The sequence below is a fragment of the Streptococcus sanguinis genome (assembly GCA_013378335.1).
Lineage (GTDB): Bacteria > Bacillota > Bacilli > Lactobacillales > Streptococcaceae > Streptococcus > Streptococcus sanguinis_I.
In genome coordinates, this window is the sequence record CP040556.1 from 744996 (window position 1) to 760524 (window position 15529).

General features: G+C 44.2%; 20 protein-coding genes, 1 tRNA gene and 2 pseudogenes. 21 read left to right on the top strand and 2 right to left on the bottom strand.

From position 1 onward, the window contains the following. Nucleotides 1–27: 27 nt before the first annotated feature. The 10 genes and pseudogenes from rplK to FFV08_04020 all read left to right on the top strand — a co-directional run bounded on the left by rplK (nucleotide 28) and on the right by FFV08_04020 (nucleotide 7581). Entirely contained in the window at nucleotides 28–453 is a 426-nt protein-coding gene (gene rplK / locus FFV08_03975; GenBank protein QLB51885.1) for a 50S ribosomal protein L11, read from the top strand. A 101-nt stretch (nucleotides 454–554) separates the two neighbouring features. After that, nucleotides 555–1244: a 50S ribosomal protein L1 gene (locus FFV08_03980; GenBank protein ID QLB51886.1), complete on the top strand. Its 690-nt coding sequence runs from the start codon at nucleotides 555–557 to the stop codon at nucleotides 1242–1244. Between the two features lie 128 nt (nucleotides 1245–1372). After that, entirely contained in the window at nucleotides 1373–2824 is a 1452-nt protein-coding gene (locus FFV08_03985; GenBank protein ID QLB51887.1) for an amino acid permease, read from the top strand. A 190-nt stretch (nucleotides 2825–3014) separates the two neighbouring features. Next, nucleotides 3015–3740 carry a UMP kinase gene (locus tag FFV08_03990; protein ID QLB51888.1) on the top strand — a complete coding sequence of 242 codons (726 nt, stop codon included), beginning with the start codon at nucleotides 3015–3017 and terminating at the stop codon, nucleotides 3738–3740. A 19-nt stretch (nucleotides 3741–3759) separates the two neighbouring features. Continuing rightward, nucleotides 3760–4317, top strand: a complete 558-nt coding sequence (locus FFV08_03995) for a ribosome recycling factor (GenBank protein ID QLB51889.1) — start codon at nucleotides 3760–3762, stop codon at nucleotides 4315–4317. A gap of 104 nt (nucleotides 4318–4421) precedes the next feature. Then, complete coding sequence (gene cvfB / locus FFV08_04000) at nucleotides 4422–5276, top strand: RNA-binding virulence regulatory protein CvfB (protein QLB51890.1); 855 nt, start codon at nucleotides 4422–4424, stop codon at nucleotides 5274–5276. Between the two features lie 68 nt (nucleotides 5277–5344). Further along, the gene (locus FFV08_04005) at nucleotides 5345–5560 is read left to right on the top strand and encodes a YozE family protein (protein ID QLB51891.1); all 216 of its coding nucleotides are present in this window, start codon (nucleotides 5345–5347) and stop codon (nucleotides 5558–5560) included. Between the two features lie 90 nt (nucleotides 5561–5650). Then, a complete protein-coding gene (phoH, locus tag FFV08_04010; protein QLB51892.1) occupies nucleotides 5651–6649 on the top strand; it encodes a phosphate starvation-inducible protein PhoH in 999 nt (332 codons plus the stop codon). Between the two features lie 98 nt (nucleotides 6650–6747). Continuing rightward, nucleotides 6748–7032: a hypothetical protein gene (locus FFV08_04015; GenBank protein ID QLB51893.1), complete on the top strand. Its 285-nt coding sequence runs from the start codon at nucleotides 6748–6750 to the stop codon at nucleotides 7030–7032. Beyond that, a pseudogene (locus tag FFV08_04020) lies at nucleotides 7025–7581 on the top strand (potassium transporter peripheral membrane component). The gene FFV08_04015 and the pseudogene FFV08_04020 overlap by 8 nt, the downstream one beginning before the upstream one ends. Nucleotides 7582–7726: 145 nt before the next feature. On the opposite strand, the pseudogene FFV08_04025 reads toward FFV08_04020, so the two are convergent. Together FFV08_04025 and ald are read right to left on the bottom strand one after the other, a co-directional pair. Continuing rightward, nucleotides 7727–7798: pseudogene (locus tag FFV08_04025) on the bottom strand (NUDIX hydrolase). Nucleotides 7799–7827: 29 nt separating this feature from the next. Beyond that, nucleotides 7828–8940 carry an alanine dehydrogenase gene (gene ald / locus FFV08_04030; protein ID QLB51894.1) on the bottom strand — a complete coding sequence of 371 codons (1113 nt, stop codon included), beginning with the start codon at nucleotides 8938–8940 and terminating at the stop codon, nucleotides 7828–7830. 130 nt (nucleotides 8941–9070) lie between these two features. Between ald and FFV08_04035 the strand changes: the two genes are divergently transcribed. From FFV08_04035 to mutM, 11 genes are all read left to right on the top strand, one after another. After that, nucleotides 9071–9640: a GNAT family N-acetyltransferase gene (locus FFV08_04035; GenBank protein QLB51895.1), complete on the top strand. Its 570-nt coding sequence runs from the start codon at nucleotides 9071–9073 to the stop codon at nucleotides 9638–9640. A gap of 48 nt (nucleotides 9641–9688) precedes the next feature. Continuing rightward, nucleotides 9689–9761: transfer RNA gene (locus FFV08_04040), tRNA-Thr, on the top strand. 224 nt (nucleotides 9762–9985) lie between these two features. After that, entirely contained in the window at nucleotides 9986–10483 is a 498-nt protein-coding gene (ybeY, locus tag FFV08_04045; GenBank protein ID QLB51896.1) for an rRNA maturation RNase YbeY, read from the top strand. After that, nucleotides 10464–10862 (top strand): diacylglycerol kinase, encoded by a 399-nt coding sequence (locus FFV08_04050; GenBank protein QLB51897.1) that lies wholly within the window; start codon nucleotides 10464–10466, stop codon nucleotides 10860–10862. The genes ybeY and FFV08_04050 overlap by 20 nt, the downstream gene beginning before the upstream one ends. A gap of 65 nt (nucleotides 10863–10927) precedes the next feature. Continuing rightward, the gene (locus FFV08_04055; protein QLB51898.1) at nucleotides 10928–11827 is read left to right on the top strand and encodes a GTPase Era; all 900 of its coding nucleotides are present in this window, start codon (nucleotides 10928–10930) and stop codon (nucleotides 11825–11827) included. A 223-nt stretch (nucleotides 11828–12050) separates the two neighbouring features. Then, nucleotides 12051–12956, top strand: coding sequence for a Fic family protein (locus tag FFV08_04060; GenBank protein ID QLB51899.1), 906 nt, complete (start codon nucleotides 12051–12053; stop codon nucleotides 12954–12956). Beyond that, nucleotides 12943–13200, top strand: coding sequence for a hypothetical protein (locus FFV08_04065; GenBank protein ID QLB51900.1), 258 nt, complete (start codon nucleotides 12943–12945; stop codon nucleotides 13198–13200). Before FFV08_04060 ends, FFV08_04065 begins: the two co-directional genes overlap by 14 nt. 1 nt (nucleotide 13201) lies before the next feature. Beyond that, nucleotides 13202–13672: an NUDIX domain-containing protein gene (locus FFV08_04070; protein ID QLB51901.1), complete on the top strand. Its 471-nt coding sequence runs from the start codon at nucleotides 13202–13204 to the stop codon at nucleotides 13670–13672. Nucleotides 13673–13724: 52 nt separating this feature from the next. Beyond that, nucleotides 13725–14240, top strand: a complete 516-nt coding sequence (locus tag FFV08_04075) for a DUF664 domain-containing protein (protein QLB51902.1) — start codon at nucleotides 13725–13727, stop codon at nucleotides 14238–14240. 8 nt (nucleotides 14241–14248) lie between these two features. Next, the gene (locus FFV08_04080) at nucleotides 14249–14692 is read left to right on the top strand and encodes a GNAT family N-acetyltransferase (protein QLB53267.1); all 444 of its coding nucleotides are present in this window, start codon (nucleotides 14249–14251) and stop codon (nucleotides 14690–14692) included. A 7-nt stretch (nucleotides 14693–14699) separates the two neighbouring features. Beyond that, the gene (gene mutM, locus FFV08_04085; protein ID QLB51903.1) at nucleotides 14700–15524 is read left to right on the top strand and encodes a DNA-formamidopyrimidine glycosylase; all 825 of its coding nucleotides are present in this window, start codon (nucleotides 14700–14702) and stop codon (nucleotides 15522–15524) included. Nucleotides 15525–15529 lie beyond the last annotated feature (5 nt).

A 15529-nucleotide genomic window follows, 5' to 3' on the forward strand; every position in this document is an offset into this window, starting at 1 on the left:
GCCAAAACCACAAAGGAGGATTTAAAAATGGCTAAAAAAGTCGAAAAACTTGTAAAATTGCAAATCCCTGCTGGTAAAGCTACTCCAGCTCCACCAGTTGGTCCTGCGCTTGGTCAAGCCGGTATCAACATCATGGGATTCACTAAGGAGTTCAACGCTCGTACAGCTGATCAAGCTGGTATGATCATTCCAGTTGTTATCTCAGTATACGAAGACAAATCATTCACTTTCGTGACTAAGACTCCGCCAGCTGCTGTTCTTTTGAAGAAAGCTGCAGGTGTTGAAAAAGGTTCTGGTGAGCCAAACAAAACGAAAGTTGCAACAGTTACTCGTGCGCAAGTACAAGAAATTGCTGAAACTAAGATGCCAGATTTGAACGCTGCAAACATCGAGTCTGCAATGCGTATGATTGAAGGTACTGCTCGTTCTATGGGATTCACTGTTGTTGACTAATCAATAACTTACATCCCATTTGCCCGCACTACACTTGATCAGATTGACGAGTGACGTGGGAGATGAAAATCGATTGAACCACTTACAAGGAGAAAGATAAAATGGCTAAAAAAAGCAAACAACTTCGTGCTGCTCTTGAAAAAATCGACAGCACAAAAGCATACAGCGTAGAAGAAGCTGTAGCACTTGCAAAAGAAACTAACTTTGCAAAATTCGATGCAACTGTAGAAGTTGCTTACAACTTGAACATTGATGTTAAAAAAGCTGACCAACAAATCCGTGGCGCAATGGTATTGCCAAACGGAACTGGTAAAACTTCACGCGTTCTTGTTTTCGCACGTGGTGCTAAAGCAGAAGAAGCGAAAGCTGCTGGCGCAGACTTCGTTGGTGAAGATGACCTCGTTGCAAAAATCAACGACGGTTGGTTGGACTTTGACGTAGTAATCGCTACACCTGACATGATGGCTCTTGTAGGTCGCCTTGGACGTGTCCTTGGACCTCGTAACTTGATGCCAAACCCTAAGACTGGTACTGTAACAATGGACGTTGCAAAAGCAGTTGAAGAGTCTAAAGGTGGTAAGATTACTTACCGTGCAGACCGTGCAGGTAATGTACAAGCTATCATTGGTAAAGTTTCATTTGAAGCTGACAAGTTGGTTGAAAACTTCAAAGCTTTCAACGACACAATCCAAAAAGCGAAACCAGCTACTGCTAAAGGTACTTATGTAACCAACCTGACTATCACTACTACACAAGGTGTTGGTATCAAGGTTGATGCAAACTCACTTTAAGAATTAATTGAACTGCCTCAGGGTAGTTCTTTTTTTGAAATAAAATTGATGATAGCGATTACAAACTCATAGAAACATGTTATAATAATATCGAATCAATTTATTTTATAACAAAAGGAGACGATGTCATGAAAAAGGATCAGAACCAGCTAACCTGGCTGATGGTATCTCTGATTGCTTTTAATATGGTCTGGGGTCTGGGCAATGTGGTTAATAACTATTCCCAGCAGGGCATTTCGGTAATTGTTTCTTGGATTCTTATCCTTGCTATTTACTTTATTCCCTATGCCCTCATTGTGGGGCAGCTAGGCTCGACTTTCAAGGAGAGTGGAGGCGGTGTCAGTGACTGGGTGGAGAAAACCTCTACCAAGCGGCTGGCTTATTTTGCGGCCTGGACTTACTGGGTGGTGCATATTCCTTATCTGGCTCAAAAGCCACAGGGAGTTTTGATTCCGCTGGGCTGGGCTATTCAGGGAAATGGAGACTTTTTGAGCAGTCTTGATATTCACTGGATTGTTATTCTTAGCTTGCTGATTTTCGGTGCCTTTCTCTACTTGTCTACCAAGGGGCTGTCCACGCTCAAGGTGATTGGGGGCTTGGCAGGAAGTGCCATGCTGATTATGTCTTTCCTCTTCGTCCTCTTAGCGGTTGGGGCGCCTTTTATCAAGCCGGATATGCAGTTTGCGACGGCTAATATGGATAAGCTCAGCACCTATATTCCCAACTTTGATTTTTCTTATTTCACGACTATCTCCCTCTTAGTCTTTGCGGTCGGCGGGGCTGAGAAAATCTCGCCTTACGTTAATCAAACACGCAATCCAGCCAAGGAATTTCCAAAGGGGATGATTGTTATGGCTGTCATGGTTGGTGCCTCTGCTATCCTAGGCTCTCTGGCTATGGGCATGCTTTTTGATGGCAGCAATATTCCTGAAGACCTGATGCGAAACGGCGCTTACCAAGCCTTCCAAAAGTTGGGCAATTACTGGGGAGTGGGAAATGTTCTAGTAGTCATCTATGCCCTGACCAACATGGTTGGACAGATTGCTGCACTGGCTTTCTCTATTGACGCGCCTCTGCAAATCATGCTCAATAATGCTGATGAAGAGTTTGTCCCAAGCTGGCTGCGCAAGCGGACATCAAAAGGAGTCCTCATTAACGGTTACATCCTGACAGGGATTTTGGTTAGCTTTTTGATTATTCTGCCTATCTTTGGAATCAAAGAAATTGATGGCCTGGTCAAATGGATGACCAATCTCAACTCCATCGTGATGCCTATGCGTTATCTCTGGGTATTCCTGGCCTACATGATGTTGAACAAGGCCTGGAAGAAGTACAAGGATGCCGAGTATAAGTTTACAAAAAATCCCAAAGTTGGCTTTGCTATCGGAGCTTGGTGCTTCCTCTTTACTGCCTTTGCCTGCATCTTAGGGATGGTTCCGAAAGTAGACTTTGCCAAAGACCCAGCTGGCTGGCAATTTTCTCTATTGACAAATATCCTGACGCCAATTGTTTTGATCAGTCTGGGTGTTATCCTGCCGCTCTTAGCTAAGCGGGAAAGGAAACAGTCGCTCAAGCAGTGAGTAGATTTTGCAAAAGATAATTGAAGTATTTATTCCCAGTCCTATCTGATGATGGGACTGGTTTTTTTGTGAAATGAGCTTGTCTGCTCTGCTATTTTACAAAAAGGAAAAAAGAAAAATTTCGGTGATTTAACTATATAAAAATCACAAAATGTGGTAAAATAGTACAGATAAAATAAGGAGTAAAAAAATGGTAGAACCTAAGTATAAGCGTATTTTGATTAAGTTGTCGGGTGAAGCTCTTGCCGGTGAAAAAGGCGTTGGTATTGATATTCAAACCGTTCAGAAGATGGCGGAAGAAATCAAAGAAGTTCACGATTTGGGTGTTCAGATTGCTCTGGTTATCGGAGGCGGAAACCTTTGGCGGGGTGAGCCGGCAGCAGAAGCGGGCATGGACCGCGTGCAGGCCGACTATACTGGTATGTTGGGCACTGTCATGAATGCGCTGGTAATGGCGGATTCGCTGCAGCAGGTAGGTGTTGACACGCGCGTGCAGACAGCGATTGCTATGCAGCAAGTAGCTGAGCCTTACATCCGAGGTCGAGCCCTTCGTCATCTGGAAAAAGGCCGTATCGTGATTTTCGGTGCAGGTATTGGTTCTCCTTATTTTTCAACCGATACAACCGCTGCCTTGCGATCAGCAGAGATTGAAGCAGATGCGATTCTCATGGCTAAAAATGGCGTGGATGGTGTTTACAATGCCGATCCTAAGAAGGACAAGACCGCTGTTAAGTTTGATGAGCTGACTCACCGCGATGTTATCAGCAAGGGACTGCGGATTATGGACTCAACGGCTTCGACCCTGTCTATGGACAATGATATTGACTTGGTTGTCTTTAATATGAATGAGCCGGGCAATATCAAACGCGTTGTTATCGGTGAGCAAATAGGAACAACAGTATCAAATAATTTATAAGAACGGAGATTAGAAACTCATGGCAAATGCAATTGTAGAAAAAGCAAAAGAAAGAATGACCCACTCGCACCAAAGTTTGGCTCGTGAATTTGGCAGCATCCGTGCAGGCCGCGCCAATGCCAGCCTTTTGGACCGCATCCATGTGGAGTACTATGGAGTAGAAACTCCGCTCAACCAGATCGCTTCGATTACGATTCCGGAAGCGCGTGTTCTTTTGGTGACACCTTTTGACAAGTCTTCTATCAAGGACATTGAGCGTGCGCTTAATGCTTCTGACCTCGGGATTACGCCAGCCAGCGATGGCTCTGTGATTCGTCTGGTCATTCCAGCCCTGACAGAGGAAACTCGCCGTGATTTGGCTAAAGAAGTGAAAAGGGTTGGTGAAAATGCTAAAGTTGCTATCCGTAACATCCGCCGCGATGCTATGGATGAAGCTAAAAAGCAGGAAAAAGCCAAAGAAATCACTGAAGACGAATTGAAGACCTTGGAAAAGGATATTCAAAAAGTAACGGACGATGCTGTCAAACATATCGATGAGATGACAGCAAATAAAGAAAAAGAACTTTTAGAAGTTTAACATTTTTATCAGAATCAAAACTCAGTTGGCTTTGGCTGACTGAGTTGTTTTAACATCAAAAATCCTTGCCCGGTTTGAAGAAGCAAGGTAGAAAATAGGTCTATATGAATACAAATCTTGCCAGCTTCATCGTGGGTATCATCACGGATGAAAATGATCGCTTTTACTTTGTTCAAAAGGACGGTCAGGTTTACGCTCTATCTAAGGAAGAGGGGGCGCATGAGCTGGGGCAGTCTGTCAAAGGCTTTGCCTACAGCGATATGAAGCAGAAGCTTCGCCTGACAACTCTTGAAGTCACGGCTACCCAAGAGCAGTTTGGCTGGGGAACAGTAACGGAGGTTCGCAAGGATCTAGGCGTCTTTGTCGATACCGGTCTGCCAGATAAGCAAATCGTCGTATCACTAGACATCTTGCCAGAGATCAAGGAACTCTGGCCCAAAAAGGGCGACCGCCTTTATATCCGTCTAGATGCGGACAAGAAAGACCGCATCTGGGGCCAGTTGGCCTATCAGGAGGATTTCCAACGCTTGGCTCGTCCTGCCTTCAATAACATGCAAAATCAAAACTGGCCGGCCATCGTTTATCGGCTCAAGCTTTCTGGCACTTTTGTCTACCTGCCGGAGAATAATATGCTGGGCTTTATTCATCCCAGTGAGCGCTATGCAGAGCCTCGTCTCGGTCAGATCTTGGATGCACGGGTGATTGGCTTCCGTGAAGTAGACCGCACGCTTAACCTCTCCCTCAAGCCTCGTTCCTTTGAAATGCTGGAAAACGATGCCCAGATGATTCTGACCTATCTGGAGAGCAACGGTGGCTTCATGACCTTGAACGATAAATCTTCACCAGACGACATCAAGGCTACCTTTGGCATTTCCAAAGGCCAGTTTAAAAAAGCCCTGGGTGGGCTGATGAAAGCTGGTAAAATTAAGCAGGACCAGACTGGAACGGAGTTGGTGTGAGGATAAAGAATCACATATCTAGAGCTGATGCTTGGAAGGATACAATCTTAAAGAAATGAAAGGAACCTATGAGAAAATCTTTTTACAGCTGGCTGATGACAGAGCGCAATCCTAAGAGTAAGGAGCCCAAGGCTATTTTGGCGGACTTAGCTTTTCAGGATACGGCTTTTCCCAAGCATACGGATGATTTCGATGAGGTCAGCCGTTTTCTGGAGGAGCATGCAAATTTTTCCTTTAACTTGGGTGAGTTTGATGCGATTTGGGAAGAGTATCAGGCTCATTAAGCAGATAATTGCTGGGAATAGTCATTTTCTGCTTGCTTTGATATAATAAAGATAATTCATTCAAAAAAATAAAATAGAGAGGTTCTTTGTTTGCAGGAACATTCAGTAGAATTGAAACTAGGCCATCCAGATGATGCCTTTCATCTCTTTGGTTCTAATGAACGCCATCTGCGCTTGATGGAGCAGGAATTGAAGGTCACCATCCATGCCCGAACCGAGATTGTGCAGATTTTGGGTACGGGGGCTGCCTGCGAGGAGACTCGACAGGTCATCCAGGCTCTCTTGGTCTTGGTCAATCGTGGCATGACAATTGGTACACCCGATGTTGTGACAGCTATTACCATGGTCAAAAATAATGAAATTGATAAGTTTGTAGCTCTTTATGAAGAAGAAATCATCAAAGACAGCTATGGCAAGCCGATTCGCGTCAAGACACTTGGTCAAAAAATCTATGTGGACAGTGTTAAAAATCATGATATTGTCTTTGGTATCGGGCCAGCTGGAACAGGGAAGACCTTTCTGGCGGTGACCTTGGCCGTGACAGCTCTCAAGCGTGGGCAGGTCAAACGAATTATCCTGACAAGGCCAGCGGTAGAAGCTGGTGAAAGTTTGGGCTTTCTGCCGGGAGACCTTAAGGAAAAGGTGGATCCATATCTGCGTCCGGTCTATGATGCCTTGTATCAGATTTTGGGTAAGGACCAGACGACGCGCCTCATGGAGCGAGAAATCATTGAGATTGCACCCTTAGCCTATATGCGGGGGCGGACGCTGGATGATGCCTTTGTGATACTAGACGAAGCTCAGAACACCACCATCATGCAGATGAAGATGTTTCTGACACGGCTGGGCTTCCAGTCCAAGATGATTGTCAATGGAGACATCAGTCAGGTCGACCTGCCTCGCAATGTTAAGTCGGGTCTCATTGACGCTCAGGAGAAATTGAAGAATATCTCCCAGATTGACTTTGTGCATTTCTCAGCTAAGGATGTCGTTCGTCATCCAGTGGTGGCGGAGATTATCCGAGCTTATGAACCAGCTCCTATTAAAGAGGCTACAACTGAGCCAGCAGAATTGGAATCTGAGAACTAAATATCAGTTTACGCCAGATATTATATAGAATTTTTAAGGCTTATAAAATGAATAAAAGTGATTATCTGGAAAGATAGAATTTTAAAAAGAGGTAGAAGATGGATTGGTATGATTATATGATTAATGCTTCTAGGCAATCAAGGTTTAACGCCAGTCATTGGTTTCGTTACCTTAGAAAGGTTATTTTTGAAGATAGTTCTTATTTGACTGACAAAGATGTGGAACGTTTGTTGGCTTCAAAAGAGTTGACAGATTTTCAAAAGGTTAGTCTGAAATATGCTCTACAAGAACACACTCCCACGCATGAGTATGTAGTTTCTTTAAACAAACCTGCTAAGTTAACAAATGTTCAAGAGCTGATGGAGAGATATAAGCATGGATAAGATGAAACCAGTTTTTGAAGCCTTAAATCAAGAATTAGCCCAAGCCAACCTTACTTTGACTATTATTTGTGTTGGGGCTATGTCTTGGAACATCATGTCTTGCGAGCAACACAAGATATAGATGCTTTTTACCAAGAAAACCAAAAAATCAACGAGATTATTGCGAAAGTTGGACGACAATTTAATCTCAATACTCATGAAGAACTTTGGCTTAATAATAATGTAGCGAACATGAACAAGCAACCAGCGCCTGAGTTATGTGAGACCTTATATACTTTTAGTCATTTAACGGTTTTAATGGTTCCGATTGAATATGTTTTAGGAATGAAAATGATCAGCATTAGGGAACAGGATTTGAAAGACATCGGAGCTATTATCAAATACAAAGATTTTCATTCCCCATTCAATACCTTTGAGGACTTGAGGAAATTGGGCTTTGATACGCTTGATTTTTCTGTTCTTTTAGAAGGTTTTAGTCATGCCTATGGTATGGAATGGCTAGAGGAATTTTTCAAAGAAAATCAAGAAGAGCTAAAGGGGTATTACTAAAGAAAGCTTTGATTTTTATCTAATAACATACGAAAAGAGGCTGGGACAAAAGTCCTAGCCTCTCAATTGTCTTTGGATTGTCGAGCAAGACGCAGTGGTTGAGTGGGCTCTATTACGCTGATTTCATCAGCTTTTACAGCCCTACTCAACTGTGCGGAGGTAGGACGACGAAATCGAATTCTAACGAATTACCGATTTCTGTCCCACTCTCTTTTTTGGGATTGATTTTAAAGTTGAAATAATCAACTAAACGAGTTCTTCAATAGAAGTGTAGTCCTTGTTGAGGCCTTCTGCAACTGGCTGGCTGGTGATGTGACCTTGGTAGGTTGTGACACCTTGGCGCAGACCTTGGTCATCTGCAATGGCTTGTTTGAAGCCTTTCCCTGCTAAAGCCTCCACATAAGGAAGAGTGACATTGGTCAGGGCGATGGTAGAAGTACGGGCTACGGCCCCAGGGATATTAGCAACTGCATAGTGGAGGACACCGTGTTTTTCATAGACAGGCTCGGTATGAGTCGTTACACGGTCGGCTGTTTCAATGACACCGCCTTGGTCAACGGCTACGTCTACAATGACAGAGCCTGGACGCATTTGCTTAACCATATCGTCTGTCACCAGTTTTGGAGCCTTCGCACCTGGAATGAGGACAGCACCGATCACGACATCTGCCTCTCGAACGCTAGCTTCGATATTGAAAGGATTAGACATGAGGGTCTGGATTTGATGGCCAAAGACATCTTCTAGGACAGACAGACGCTTAGCGCTGATATCCAGAATAGTCACTTGCGCACCCAATCCTAGAGCGATACGAGCGGCATGAGTTCCTACGACACCGCCACCGATGATGGTAACTTTCCCTTTCGGAACGCCCGGTACACCACCGAGAAGTACGCCAGATCCACCTTCACGCTTAGTCAGGAAGTGGGCACCGATTTGGACCGCCATCCGGCCAGCTACCTCACTCATAGGCACCAAGAGTGGCAGTTGTCCATCTTGATCGCGGACAGTTTCGTAGGCCAGACCAGTTGTCTTGGCGCTTGTCATAGCATCTGCTAGCTCAGGGGCGGCAGCCATATGCAGGTAGGTAAAGAGCAAGAGGTCATCACGGAGGAAGCCATATTCAGCTGCAAGAGGTTCTTTGACCTTGACTACTAGCTCGGCTGCCCAAGCTTCTGCAGCAGTAGGGACGATTTTTGCACCTTGCTTTTCGTAGTCTGCATCGGCAAAGCCAGATCCCAGACCTGCGTTTGTCTCAATCAGAACTTCATGGCCTTTGCCAACGAGACTATGAACACCAGCTGGTGTCAGAGCGACACGATTTTCATTGTTTTTGATTTCTTTTGGAATACCGATTAACATAAAAAATATGCTCCTTTTTTAAGATGTTTTTATTGTATAGGAAAACGCTTCAAAAATCAAGAAAAAATCAGAGTGGTTTGCTTTCATCAGTGAATTGTGCTATTCTGTTAAGAAAATCTAGGAGGTCCTGATGGAAAATATCTATGTCAAACTGGCTCATCATGCCAGGCTGGAAACTGAACGGCTGATTCTGCGTCCGGTGACCTTGGACGATGCCTCGGCGATGTTTGAGTATGCTTCGGATGAGGAAAATACTCGCTATACTTTTGAGACAAATAAAAGCCTGGAAGGAACACGCAATAATATCGCTCTCTTTTATCTGGCCAATCCTCTGGGGCGCTGGGGGATAGAAGTGAAAGAAAATGGCAAATTCATCGGGACGATTGACCTGCATAAGATCAGGCTGGATTTGAAAACAGCGGCTATCGGCTATGTAATCAATAAAAAATACTGGAATCAGGGCTACACGACAGAGGCCAATCGCGCAGTAATCAAGATGGCTTTTGAGGAAATTGAGATGAACAAACTTGTGGCGCTGCACGATGTGGACAATCCAGCATCTGGCAGGGTTATGGTCAAGTCTGGTATGAAATATTCCCACGAAGAGCCTTACGCATCACTAGACAAGCATGAGAAAGGACGCATTGTGACGCGGATCCATTACTATCTGACTAGGGAAGATTATTTTGCAAAAAAATGAGAAAGGATATTGACAAGCACCTATCTACATGATATATTAGATAGGTACGCTGATTTAGCTCAGTTGGCAGAGCGCATCCATGGTAAGGATGAGGTCGCCGGTTCGATCCCGGCAATTAGCATCTTGTAGGACAAGGTTGGGTTTTCCCAGCCTTTTCTTTTTGTCAATGATAGCAAATAGTGAAAAGCAAAGTTTCGGGGAGGGACAAAATAAAAATAGCTGCTTTTGTCTTTGCGGTGAGAGGTTGACAAATCTGCTCTGCTATTTTCCAAAACCCTGGCCTCGGCTCCCTAAAGTGAGTCAAAATATGATATAATAAGGTAATACTAGCAAAGCGGGTAAGATATGTATATCGAAATGGTAGACGAAACGGGTCAGGTTTCGGAAGAGATTCTTAAACAGACTCAGGAAATTTTGGAGTTTGCTGCCCAGAAAACGGGCAAGGAAAAGAAGGAAATGGCTGTGACTTTTGTCAGTAACGAGCGCAGTCATGAACTCAACTTGGAATATAGAGATACGGATCGGCCGACGGATGTGATTAGCTTGGAGTATAAGCCTGAGCTGGACATCGCTGTTGACGAGGAGGATTTGCTGGACCACCCTGAGCTAGCTGAGATGCTGGAAGATTTTGACGCCTATATCGGTGAGCTGTTCATTTCAGTGGACAAGGCGCGTGAGCAGGCTAAAGAATACGGCCACAGCTTTGAGCGGGAGATGGGCTTTTTGGCAGTGCATGGTTTTCTGCATATCAACGGCTATGATCACTATACGCCGGAAGAAGAAGCAGAAATGTTTGGTTTACAGGAAGAAATTTTAACTGCTTATGGACTCACAAGGAAATAACAAACGCAAATGGAAAAATCGGGATGTGGTCTCGAGTCTGGAATTTGCTTTAACCGGTATTTTTACAGCCTTTAAAGAGGAGCGCAATCTGCGCAAGCATGTCCTTTCGGCTCTGGCAGTGATAGTTGCGGGACTGATTTTTGACTTGTCCGCGATAGAATGGCTCTTTCTCTTTTTGAGCATTTTTCTGGTCATTGCCTTTGAGATTGTCAATTCTGCCATTGAAAATGTTGTGGATTTGGCCAGCGATTACCACTTTTCTATGCGGGCCAAGAATGCCAAGGATATGGCAGCTGGAGCTGTTCTGGTCGTGTCTGGCTTTGCCGTTGTGACAGGACTGATTATTTTTGTTCCAAAGATTTGGGATTGGATTTTTTAAAGATTTGAAAATCGGGGAGACTGCCGATTTTCTGCTGTTTTTATGGAAATAATAGAGGTGAAATAATGACTTTTAAATCAGGCTTTGTAGCTATTTTAGGACGTCCTAATGTTGGGAAATCAACCTTTTTGAATCATGTTATGGGGCAAAAAATTGCCATCATGAGCGATAAGGCTCAAACCACACGCAATAAAATTATGGGGATTTACACGACGGATAAGGAGCAGATTGTCTTTATCGACACGCCGGGAATCCACAAGCCCAAGACGGCTTTAGGCGATTTCATGGTAGAAGCGGCCTACAGTACCCTGCGTGAGGTGGATACTGTCCTCTTTATGGTGCCGGCTGATGAGCCGCGTGGCAAGGGCGATGACATGATTATCGAGCGCTTGAAAGCGGCTAAGGTGCCAGTTATTTTGGTGGTTAATAAGATTGATAAAGTCCATCCGAATCAGCTTTTAGCGCAAATTGATGATTTCCGTCAGCAGATGGACTTCAAAGAAATCGTGCCGATCTCAGCCCTGCAGGGTAATAATGTTTCCCGTCTGGTTGACATCCTCAGTGAGAATTTGGAGGAAGGCTTCCAGTATTTCCCAGAAGACCAGATTACCGACCATCCGGAGCGTTTTCTGGTGTCAGAAATGATTCGGGAGAAGGTTTTGATGCTGACGCGGGAGGAAATTCCCCACTCAGTCGCAGTGGTCGTTGATAGCATGAAGCGAGACGAGGAGACAGACAAGGTCCATATTCGAGCGACCATCATGGTGGAGCGAGACAGCCAAAAAGGCATTATCATTGGTAAAGGTGGATCCATGCTGAAGAAAATCGGATCTATGGCTAGGCGCGATATTGAGATCATGCTGGGGGACAAAGTCTTCCTAGAAACCTGGGTCAAGGTCAAGAAAAACTGGCGGGACAAGAAGCTGGACTTGGCGGACTTTGGCTATAATAAGAAGGAGTATTGAGGTTTTCTAAGCAAGCTTGGAAAAATAATGTTTGAAATAGCGGTGAAAGAGAGCATAACATTTTGTTATCTCTTTTTACTACAAACTAGCAGCAAGATAGAAAATTGTTGATATTACGTTATTAAATATTTGCTATCCTTCCGTTAATCTGCAAACATTGTTCCGTTAATCCTCATATTGTTCCGGACTATGGTATAATAGAGGGAGAAAGTGAGGAGTGCTCATGTATATGACAGTGAGGCAGGCGGCTGATCTCTGGGGAATTTCTGATCGTCGGGTTCGGTCTCTGTGCAGTCAGGGAAAGATTCCAGGTGCTGTTCAAGAAGGGCGTTTGTGGAGGATTCCCTCAGATGCCAGAAAGCCAGCGGATGGCCGTTATAAGAAAGCAGAGAGTCTCTTGCCTTTGATTGATGAAAAGATGAAGCAGTTATCAAAACTCCGCCCTTTGACGGATGGAGAGTTGGAGCGGCTGAATGAAGAGTTCACAGTCGAATATACCTATAACTCAAATGCTATTGAGGGCAATACTCTGACCTTGCGTGAGACAGATTTGGTCCTGCGTGGATTGACTATTGACCAAAAGCCTTTAAAAGATCATATGGAGGCAATCGGTCATCAGGAGGCTTTTCAGTTTGTTCAAAGGCTTGTTGAGAAGAACCAGTCTTTGTCAGAACAGATGATAAAGGATATTCATTATCTAGTATTAGCGGATAAAAAAAATGACCGAGGCATTTATCGCAGAGTCCCGGTGCGCATCATGGGAGCAGCTAATGAACCGGCTCAGCCTTACATGATTGCTCCATTGATGGAGAAGCTCCTAGTGGACTATGCTGCAAGTCAGGAAAATATGGTGACCAAACTAGCTCAGTTTCATATTGCCTTTGAGAGTATCCATCCGTTTATTGACGGCAATGGCCGAACAGGTAGGCTCTTGGTGAATTTGGAGTTGATGAAGGCGGGCTATCCACCGATTGATATAAAATTTACGGATAGATTGTCCTATTACCAAGCATTTGATGACTTTCATTCAAAAGGAAGTTTATCGGCAATGGAGGATTTATTTGCCAAATATATCAATGAAAGATTGGATATGTATTTGGAGATTTTATCTCTTGATGACGAAGGATAAGGAGATCAGATTTATAGTTTATATAAATCTTTCCAATCCTGCTTTCTTTATCTCAGGTGGGAAAGAAGCCGAAACTATTCATGACTGGCACTCCAAGTTGGCACATAAAAATGCTAAGTCTGAATGCGCCTATTATTCTGGCAAAGGGCATGCTTGGCTTTTTAGTGATGTGGATACGCATATTCAGCTACTGCGCTATTTCTTTCAAAACGCTGCCTTCCCAGAGAAATTGAAAGGATTTTGATATGGACTATATTTCCTATATTCGCTCCAAGGTGGGGCATGATAAGGTTATTCTGAATTTTGCTGGTGGAATTCTGGCAGACGAAGAGGATCGAGTGCTTCTGCAGTTGCGAGGTGATAAGAAAACATGGGCGATTCCTGGTGGAGCTATGGAGCTCGGGGAAACTTCTCTGCAAGCAGCCGTGCGTGAGTTTTACGAAGAGACAGGCATTTCTGTTGAAGCCAAGCGCTTGCTGAATGTTTATACTAATTTTGATGAATCTTACCCTAATGGCGACAAAGTGCAGACGGTTGTCTTTCTGTATGAATTTCAGGCATTGGAGAATGTTGATATTTCCAATTTTCACAATGAGGAAACTCTACGCCTGAGTTTCTTTTCTAAGGAAGAAATTGAGAAATTAGAATCTGTGAGTAGTAAGCATCGCCTAATGTTAGCTGAGTATTTTGATGACAACTTTGCGATGGGACATTGAGTTGAGATTGCCATAATCAGTGATTAGTTTAATTTTTTAAGGAGGCAGGGCAATGGAATTTGTAAATCTTTTAGTAGAAAACGTGGAACGAGTCGAGGAGCGTTTTTTATCGGTGCTGGATAATTTATCTGTGGAAGAAGTAAATGCTTTTCCGGTTGCAAATACAGTTCCGTCCATTAAGTCTGTGACTTGGCATACGGCGCGGGAGCTGGATTTTCAGATTGCTGATTTAGCAAAGACCGAGCCAGTTTGGTTTTCTAAAGGTTGGAAGAAAAAGTTTGCCTTGGATTTGCCAGATGATACGGAAGATTGGCACCATACTCCTCAAGAAGCGCATAAAGTTGTGGTGACAGATATTGATTTTCTTAAAGATTATCTGTCTGATGCGGTTGCGACAGCAATTGCTTATTTATCAAAGGTAAATGAAGATAGTCTGGATGATGTTGTCGATGAGAATTGGTCCCCAGCAGTTAAGCGTGGGAATCGCTTAGTATCAATCATCGACGATGCTGCTATGCATTCAGGTCAGGCAATCTATGCTCGCCGCTTGTTAGAAAGAGAAGATTGAAAAAGGTAATGGTAGTGGAAATTCGAGCGGTCGAAAAATCTCATCTAGCTGATTGGGCTTACTTTGCTCATTTAGTTTGGAAAACAGAGAAAAAGAAATTACTAGCAGCATTTTCTGAAGGAAAATTTCCTAATGAATTTTTATACTATTTAGAGGGAGAAGCCGTTGCTTGGATCAGCTTATCTATGCGTTCGGAGTATGTGGAAGGAGCAGAGCAACTTCCTGTCGCATATATTGAAGGCATAGCGGTAGCACCTGTTTTTCAAAGACATGGTATCGCTACTCAGCTTCTTGACTTTGCTCAGTCGTGGGCGACAAAAAAAGGAGCATCTCAGCTAGCTTCAGATTGTGATATAGACAATGCAGTCAGTCAAGCTTTTCACAAGAGTGCGGGATTTGAAGAAATAAGTCGAACGGTGCATTACATGTTACATTTGGATAAGAAAGGATAAAGATTTCATGCCTGAATTACCTGAAGTGGAAACGGTTCGGCGCGGTTTGGAGCGTCTGGTTGTTGGCAAGACGATTGATCAAGTGCAGGTCCGCTATGCCAAGATGATTGGTACGGGAGTGGATAGTTTTGTCCATGACTTGCCAGGTCAGACCATTGAAAGGATTGGGCGTCGGGGCAAGTATTTGCTCTTTTACCTGACAGGCGGAGTGCTGGTTTCCCATCTGCGAATGGAAGGTAAGTATCTTTTTTATCCTGATGCGGTGCCTGAGCGCAAGCATGCTCATGTCTTTTTCGAGATGACGGATGGTGGGACGCTTGTTTATGAGGATGTCCGCAAGTTTGGGACCATGGAACTGTTGAGAAAGGATCAGCTGGAGGCTTATTTTGCTGTCAGAAAGCTTGGTCCTGAGCCGACAGAGGCGGACTTTCTTTTGTCGCCTTTTGCAGCAGCTTTGAGTCGTTCCAAGAAGCCCATCAAACCCTATTTGCTAGAGCAGACCTTGGTCGTTGGTCTGGGCAATATCTATGTAGATGAGGCCCTTTGGCGGGCGCGGATTCATCCGGCAAGGCCAGCAGCTAGTCTGAAGCCTGCTCAAGTGAAGCGACTGCGTGAGCAGATTATAGAAGTTTTGCAGCTTGGGATTGAAAAGAGAGGATCGACCATTCGGACCTATCGAAATGCTTTGGGTGAAGACGGCACGATGCAGGATTTTCTGCAGGTCTATGGAAAGACCGGTCAACCCTGTGCTAGATGCGGCAGCCCGATTGAGAAAATTAAGCTGGGTGGACGAGGTACACATCTCTGTCCTCATTGTCAGAAAGCGAGGTAGCTGTC

Bases quoted from the DNA above. Each gene is read 5' to 3' on its own strand.
- mutM (QLB51903.1), top strand. From the start codon at position 14,700: ATGCCTGAATTACCTGAAGTGGAAACGGTTCGGCGCGGTTTGGAGCGT.
- FFV08_04060 (QLB51899.1), top strand. From the start codon at position 12,051: ATGTATATGACAGTGAGGCAGGCGGCTGATCTCTGGGGAATTTCTGAT.
- cvfB (QLB51890.1), top strand. From the start codon at position 4,422: ATGAATACAAATCTTGCCAGCTTCATCGTGGGTATCATCACGGATGAA.
- FFV08_03980 (QLB51886.1), top strand. From the start codon at position 555: ATGGCTAAAAAAAGCAAACAACTTCGTGCTGCTCTTGAAAAAATCGAC.
- FFV08_04055 (QLB51898.1), top strand. From the start codon at position 10,928: ATGACTTTTAAATCAGGCTTTGTAGCTATTTTAGGACGTCCTAATGTT.
- ald (QLB51894.1), bottom strand. From the start codon at position 8,940: ATGTTAATCGGTATTCCAAAAGAAATCAAAAACAATGAAAATCGTGTC.
- FFV08_04080 (QLB53267.1), top strand. From the start codon at position 14,249: ATGGTAGTGGAAATTCGAGCGGTCGAAAAATCTCATCTAGCTGATTGG.
- FFV08_03995 (QLB51889.1), top strand. From the start codon at position 3,760: ATGGCAAATGCAATTGTAGAAAAAGCAAAAGAAAGAATGACCCACTCG.
- FFV08_04005 (QLB51891.1), top strand. From the start codon at position 5,345: ATGAGAAAATCTTTTTACAGCTGGCTGATGACAGAGCGCAATCCTAAG.
- FFV08_04075 (QLB51902.1), top strand. From the start codon at position 13,725: ATGGAATTTGTAAATCTTTTAGTAGAAAACGTGGAACGAGTCGAGGAG.
- FFV08_04070 (QLB51901.1), top strand. From the start codon at position 13,202: ATGGACTATATTTCCTATATTCGCTCCAAGGTGGGGCATGATAAGGTT.
- FFV08_04035 (QLB51895.1), top strand. From the start codon at position 9,071: ATGGAAAATATCTATGTCAAACTGGCTCATCATGCCAGGCTGGAAACT.
- FFV08_04050 (QLB51897.1), top strand. From the start codon at position 10,464: ATGGACTCACAAGGAAATAACAAACGCAAATGGAAAAATCGGGATGTG.
- FFV08_04065 (QLB51900.1), top strand. From the start codon at position 12,943: ATGACGAAGGATAAGGAGATCAGATTTATAGTTTATATAAATCTTTCC.
- ybeY (QLB51896.1), top strand. From the start codon at position 9,986: ATGTATATCGAAATGGTAGACGAAACGGGTCAGGTTTCGGAAGAGATT.
- FFV08_04015 (QLB51893.1), top strand. From the start codon at position 6,748: ATGGATTGGTATGATTATATGATTAATGCTTCTAGGCAATCAAGGTTT.
- FFV08_03990 (QLB51888.1), top strand. From the start codon at position 3,015: ATGGTAGAACCTAAGTATAAGCGTATTTTGATTAAGTTGTCGGGTGAA.
- FFV08_03985 (QLB51887.1), top strand. From the start codon at position 1,373: ATGAAAAAGGATCAGAACCAGCTAACCTGGCTGATGGTATCTCTGATT.
- rplK (QLB51885.1), top strand. From the start codon at position 28: ATGGCTAAAAAAGTCGAAAAACTTGTAAAATTGCAAATCCCTGCTGGT.